The 6,343-nt window shown below is 42.6% G+C and carries 6 protein-coding genes; 4 read left to right on the top strand and 2 right to left on the bottom strand.

The window, feature by feature from the left end; all coding sequences use genetic code 11:
* Window positions 1-303 precede the first annotated feature (303 nt).
* On the top strand, window positions 304-1,737 hold the full coding sequence (locus ACT3SX_RS13205) for an L-serine ammonia-lyase (RefSeq protein ID WP_192992639.1): 1,434 nt from the start codon (window positions 304-306) through the stop codon (window positions 1,735-1,737).
* A 344-nt stretch (window positions 1,738-2,081) separates the two neighbouring features.
* Here ACT3SX_RS13205 and argJ read toward each other — a convergent pair whose 3' ends face one another.
* Window positions 2,082-3,305 (bottom strand): bifunctional glutamate N-acetyltransferase/amino-acid acetyltransferase ArgJ, encoded by a 1,224-nt coding sequence (gene argJ, locus ACT3SX_RS13200; RefSeq protein ID WP_192520563.1) that lies wholly within the window; start codon window positions 3,303-3,305, stop codon window positions 2,082-2,084.
* 71 nt (window positions 3,306-3,376) lie between these two features.
* Window positions 3,377-4,201, bottom strand: coding sequence for an exodeoxyribonuclease III (xthA, locus tag ACT3SX_RS13195; protein WP_192520562.1), 825 nt, complete (start codon window positions 4,199-4,201; stop codon window positions 3,377-3,379).
* 321 nt (window positions 4,202-4,522) lie between these two features.
* Here xthA and ACT3SX_RS13190 point away from each other — a divergent pair, with 321 nt between their 5' ends.
* The 3 genes from ACT3SX_RS13190 to ACT3SX_RS13180 form a co-directional block, all read left to right on the top strand.
* A complete protein-coding gene (locus ACT3SX_RS13190) occupies window positions 4,523-5,083 on the top strand; it encodes a thioesterase family protein (RefSeq protein ID WP_192520561.1) in 561 nt (186 codons plus the stop codon).
* A gap of 9 nt (window positions 5,084-5,092) precedes the next feature.
* On the top strand, window positions 5,093-5,947 hold the full coding sequence (locus ACT3SX_RS13185) for an ABC transporter ATP-binding protein (RefSeq protein ID WP_192520560.1): 855 nt from the start codon (window positions 5,093-5,095) through the stop codon (window positions 5,945-5,947).
* A gap of 67 nt (window positions 5,948-6,014) precedes the next feature.
* A partial coding sequence (locus ACT3SX_RS13180; protein ID WP_444519146.1) for an ABC transporter permease occupies window positions 6,015-6,343 on the top strand: 329 nt, incomplete at its 3' end.

The following is a 6,343-nucleotide window of genomic DNA, read 5'->3' as shown; positions in this document are numbered from 1 at the left end:
TAGATATTATTAAACAATATATTCAGAACCAGCGAGGTTAGCTAGTGATGCGAAATTCACCTCCACCCTAATGTCGGGTGGAGTCCTCTTTCGCTTTTTTGATAGCGGAGTTTCAAAATAAATAAAAGTTATTATTCAGTCACCTCTTATCGTCTTATGTCTCAAAACCCTTATGCACAATGCCTTGCACAATTTATGTTACCAGTGCTTTATAGGCCCATGATTGCTCCTGACCTCCTCCATAAAAGTGTCTAAAGCCGTCACCCGACATGCTAATACACTTAAAACTTTTGGTAACTTATTATGATCAGTATTTTTGATTTATTTAAAATCGGCATAGGCCCATCAAGTTCGCATACAGTCGGACCGATGGTTGCTGCCAACCTTTTTTTAGCATCATTCACCAAGCAAACAGCACTGACAACGATTAAAACAATTGAAATTGAGCTTTATGGCTCTTTGGCAGCGACAGGCAAAGGACATGCAACAGATACAGCCATCTTGCTCGGACTACTTGGCCATACACCCAGTACGATAGACACGCGTATGACTAGCAATTATCTAGCCCCCATTTTCTCTGACAAGGTATTAGCGGTATCAGGCACACATAGCATTGGATTTGATACAGAGCAAGACATTCATTGGCATGATGATACGGTTCTACCCTATCACCCTAATGCACTGACACTTCGAGCAGTACTAACAGATAGCACTCTGTATCAGAAAACATATTATTCAGTCGGTGGCGGCTTTGTGATTAATGAAGAAGATGCCACCAATCCAGATGAAGATCATGCCAGCCCGACAATTGATGTGGTTCCTTACCCGTTTAATAGCGCTGCAGAACTATTAGAGCAATGCCATCAGCACCAGCTGAGCATTAGCGAGTTGGTACTGGCAAATGAATGTCACTACCGCGACCAAGCTGACGTTTTTGCTTATTTGGATTCTATTTGGACGGCTATGCAAGACTGTGTAACACGAGGATGTCAAAGCAGTGGCATATTACCTGGTGGTTTGGATGTAAAGCGTCGTGCTCAATCCTTGCATCTGCAATTGTGCGCTGAGAAACACCAGACTCTGACGGAAAATGATAAGCTTGCCGCGATGGATTGGATTGACCTATATGCCTTGGCGGTCAATGAAGAGAACGCCAACGGTGGCAATGTTGTGACTGCGCCTACCAATGGTGCGGCAGGCATTATCCCTGCGGTCATGCATTATTACCGTGACTTTTTAGCAAACTACAGCATTGAAGGTGCACGCCAGTTTTTATTAAATGCCACCGCTATCGGTAGCTTAATCAAACAGAACGCCTCAATATCTGGTGCTGAGGTCGGCTGTCAAGGTGAGGTTGGCTCCGCTTGTGCAATGGCAGCCTCTGCATTGGCCGAAATACTAGGCGGCGATCCTGCCAAATGCCTCAATGCTGCAGAAATTGGCATTGAGCATAACTTAGGCCTGACCTGCGATCCTGTTGGCGGCTTGGTACAGGTGCCCTGCATCGAGCGCAATGCGATGGGCGCGGTAAAAGCAGTTAATGCTGCTCGTCTTGCCTGCCGCGGTAATGGACAGCACTTTGTCTCTTTAGATAAAGTGATCGAAACCATGAGAGTAACAGGGGCTGACATGCTCGATAAATATAAGGAAACATCACGTGGCGGACTTGCCATCTATGCAGACAACCGCATACCTACAGCGACTCGTGGATTTAGTGTTAATTATAGCCAGTGTTAATGTTAAACATATATAGTCAGTGAAATACAGTCAAAATATCCTAAAAACGCTACGGTATTGCTGATATCGATTTTTTGTAGCCTCTGTCTGCGCAGGCACAGCAAGCGAGAAAAATTTATATCAGCGATGCATGGTGTATTGATATTACTTTTCACTGACCATACTAAACCGCTACGGCGTTACCCTCCTTAGATGTACTATTTGTACAATCTATAATCGTTCGACTATAGTTAGATATATTCCCAAAAGCATTACCTTACAAACAACAAAAAAAGCCTCTAATACTTTAGAGGCTTTTTATCATGTGCGATATCTATTCATAATTGCACAATATATCGGCACTTTTAGCTACGATAATCGGCATTTATTTTGACATAGTCATAGGATAAATCGCAGGTATATACCGTATCACTGAAATCACCACGTGCAAGATCAATATGGATGGTAATCTCAGGGCGACTCATGACCGTATTGCCCGCCTCTTCCATATAACTGGGCGCAACACCGCCATTTTCACATATCATCACATCATCGAGATAGACATCGACTTGTTCGGTATCCAAATCTTCAACACCAGCATAGCCAACAGCAGCTAAGATACGTCCCCAGTTAGCATCACTGGCAAAGAACGCTGTTTTTACGAGTGGTGAATGAGCAACGGCATACGCCACATCACAACACTCTTGTGTCGTCTGACCACCAGTAACTTTTACTGTCATAAACTTGGTTGCGCCTTCTCCGTCACGCACAATCAATTGTGCCAAACGTAAGAACACTTCACTCAAAGCAGCAAACACAGCTTTATAATGTGGGTGTTCTGGGCTATCAATCACCTCTGAGCTAGCAGCACCAGTGGCTATCAAGACACAACAGTCATTGGTCGAGGTATCACCATCGACAGTAATACGGTTAAAAGACTGCTCATTGATGGCACTTAGCATTTCTTGTAATACGTTAGCTGCGATATTGGCGTCAGTCGCTACGTAACCCAGCATGGTGGCCATATTTGGCCGTATCATACCTGAGCCTTTTGACATTCCTGTAACGTGGTAGTTAGTGCCAGCAACATCAATTTTTTGGCTGGCAAGCTTAGGAATGGTGTCAGTAGTGCGAATACCATTTGCTGCTGCAAGCCAATTATCAGCGCCTAGATTGGTAAGCGCATTATCCAAACCTGCGATCACTGCATCGCTATTCAACGGCTCACCAATGACACCAGTAGAGAATGGCAATACGCTACTACTATCCACCCCTGCCTTACTAGCCAGTGCAGTACAGATATCGATAGCACGACGTTTGCCATCAGCGCCCGTTCCTGCATTGGCATTGCCTGTGTTGGTCACCAAATAGCGTGGACTGGCTTTCGCAAAATTCTCACGTAAGACACTTACAGGTGCAGCACAAAAAGTATTTTTGGTAGTAACAACAGCAGTAGTCGCCGTATCTGCTATCTCAATCACGACCAAATCGTCACGGTCTTTGTAACGCACGCCCGCTGCGGTCGCACTCAATTTGATACCTTCGATAGGATAAATCGTATTGGGTATTGCTACATTTCCGACAGCCATTATGAAATCCTTATTGTTCAGTTTTGAGAGGATATAGTTTAATTAGAACACGCCTTAATACTATATGTTTACTACAATTTTTTTAAATCAAAAGCCGACCAAATTGGCGCATGGTCAGAGGGTTTTTCCATCGCTCGCAGCTCATAACTGATACCTGCCTCAACACATGCATCAACTAAATCTGCGGTACACAGAATATGATCGATACGCAGTCCACGCTTAGGCTCATCATTAAAACCTCGGCTACGGTAGTCAAACCAACTATAAAACTCAGTGCTTTCTGGATAATGCAAACGGTACGTATCCGTCAACTCACGTGACATCAATGCACTATACCACTCACGTTCTTCTGGCAAAAAAGAGCTTTTTCTATTTTTAAGCCAGCGCTTTGCATTGGCTTCACCGATACCGATATCAACATCCTCTGGAGCGATATTCATATCTCCCATAATGATGAGTGAACGACCCTCTGCTTTTAGCGTATCAATATAAGTCATCAAGTTTGCATAGTAAGCACGTTTCATCGGAAATTTGGTCGGATGATCTTGGCTTTCTCCTTGCGGGAAATAACCATTGAGAACATCGACTTCACATCCATCAAACTCATACCGCGCATGAATGAAACGCTTTTGTGCTTCTTCATCTTCACCAGGAAAACCTTTTTGCACAAAAATAGGTGCGACTTTAGATAAAAGCGCAACACCATAATGTGCTTTTTGCCCAAAATATTCTACGTGATAACCCAAACTTTCTATATTTTCTATAGGAAACTGCTCATCATGTACTTTGGTTTCTTGCAGACCCATCACATCAGGATCGATGACGTCTCGCACAGCCTCAAGTTGATGTTGGCGAGCACGAATACCATTAATATTAAAGCTGACAAAACGGGTCATAAGTTATCCTATACTGATTGATGAAAATACGGTACTAATACGAATAGTTGAGAGGCAAAATACAAACCCCTATGATAACAGACGTAGAGCGACCTAACTATTGCGTGTCCTGATATCTTAAGCTAGAGTAGCTCTTATTATTAATTATTGTTTCTCTCATAGTTTTGGACAACACGTTACTATCGTTCCAACCCTATCATTAAAAAACGACATTATTATTAGACAAAAACAGAAATTACTAGAGTGCCCCTTAGCAGCTATTTAGCAAAAACTTCAAACCATTTCTATTTATTTATACTGATAACAATACCGAGCATGATTATGACAACCACTAATAGCAAAAGTCCAATTACCGCATTAACAGCGACCAACGAAATTACGCCATTGTTTGCTAAAGATTATAATGTCTATATTAACCATACTGATGCTGGCGGTATAGTCTACCATGCCAATCATTTGGTGTTTTTCGAAAACTGCCGCCGCGATTGGTTTAGTCATCTTGGTTTGAATGGCTATTTTTTGCAGACGGATAAAGGTGATGTACAGCATTTTGTCGTGAGTCAAGCAGACTTGCAATACAAACGAGCCATTCTCTTAGATGAAGTCATCAGCGTGCGTGTCGATAAAATAGAGTTAAAGCCTGCCAGTATAATTTTTCATCAAAGTATTCATCGCCATATAGCAGACAGCACCACTAGCCATAATATCAATGCGAGCAGCAGTTTATTAAGTAGCGCCAAAATCGTTATTGCCTGTGTACAAAATCAAGTAAGATCAAATACCATTGGTAATGACACTGCATCTATGCGCCCTATCCGTGTGCCACAAAAATTACGTACTGCCATTGAACAAGCCATTAACGAGCAAATGAATGCACAGTGATACTAAGGTATGAGTAAACAAAATGGTAAAAATGTGCATGATGTTAAGCTAACATTCGAGAATGTTTGGGTGTACAGCCAAGACACAGCTAGTCGCTATACCCATGATCATGACACAAACATTGACACAAAAACATCTCGACCACCTAGCATTTATCAAAAATGGTCTGATAAATTCAGAAAATTCGTAGCAGCCGACCCTATTTCTATTACCCATAAACGAGTATTAATAAATGGTGTGACTGGTCAGCTGCTGGCAGGGCAAGTAACCGTCTTGACTGGGTCTTCTGGTAGTGGAAAATCCGTATTGTTACGAGTATTAGCAGGACTATTGCCTATAAGCCGCGGTGATATTTACTTAAATAACGATGACATCTCAAGTATCAATGCCTATCAGAGCATTCACGATACCGTTCCCACACAATGGCGCACCCAGATAGCCTTACTAGCACAACATCCACAGTTACTAGAAGGCCGTGTCATTGACAATCTAAAAATACCCTATAGTCTACAAGCTCATCAGCAGCGCCGTTTTGATATAGATTGGCATATAGCACAGCTTGAACATATGCAACGAAACGCTGATTTTTTGTATCAAGATACCACTTACTTATCTGGTGGCGAACGGCAGTTGGTCAATACCTTACGTCTTTTACAATTAAGTCCGCAGGTATTATTACTAGATGAGCCTACAGCTGCTTTAGACGTCGATACGTCAGCACAGCTGGTACAACTACTTATGAGCTGGCTACGGCTAGATAGAAGGCGCACATTATTGTGGGTTACTCATGATACGCAAGATATCATGCCATTAGCCAATCATCACTGGCATATGCAAGCAGGAATACTATCCCAAGTTTTTTAACACAAGCAACCAAAACCAATACCTTTAATCGTTACAGAAAACGATAAGCGGTACGGATGATATACAGATGATTCTAACTTACGGTGATATCGCCCTTGCCAGCAGTCTAATTTTCATCGTTCTTATCGTGTCATGGCGACTACGCTTACATCTGACCAAAATACTATTAACCGCTGCGATTCGCACGGTGGTGCAGCTTAGTTTCATCGGTTTGATATTGGCTTGGATTTTTGCACGTAAACAATGGTATGAAGTACTTCTTATTTTGACCATCATGACCTTGATTGCTGGCAGTGCTGCCAAAAACCGGGTCAAACGCAGATATAAAGGCTTACTGACGGATACCTTCCTTGCAGTCAGCACCTCAGCGACATTGGTCACTGCCATAGCCGTTAT

Origin of the sequence: Psychrobacter sp. AOP31-B2-9 (genome assembly GCF_052378005.1) — a bacterium.
Classification (GTDB): Bacteria; Pseudomonadota; Gammaproteobacteria; order Pseudomonadales; family Moraxellaceae; genus Psychrobacter.
Note: the sequence above shows the minus strand (reverse complement) of the source record. Positions and strands in the feature narration are given on the sequence as shown.

Coding starts and splice junctions, on each gene's coding strand:
- ACT3SX_RS13205 (WP_192992639.1), top strand. CDS start 304: ATGATCAGTATTTTTGATTTATTTAAAATCGGCATAGGCCCATCAAGT.
- argJ (WP_192520563.1), bottom strand. CDS start 3,305: ATGGCTGTCGGAAATGTAGCAATACCCAATACGATTTATCCTATCGAA.
- xthA (WP_192520562.1), bottom strand. CDS start 4,201: ATGACCCGTTTTGTCAGCTTTAATATTAATGGTATTCGTGCTCGCCAA.
- ACT3SX_RS13190 (WP_192520561.1), top strand. CDS start 4,523: ATGACAACCACTAATAGCAAAAGTCCAATTACCGCATTAACAGCGACC.
- ACT3SX_RS13185 (WP_192520560.1), top strand. CDS start 5,093: ATGAGTAAACAAAATGGTAAAAATGTGCATGATGTTAAGCTAACATTC.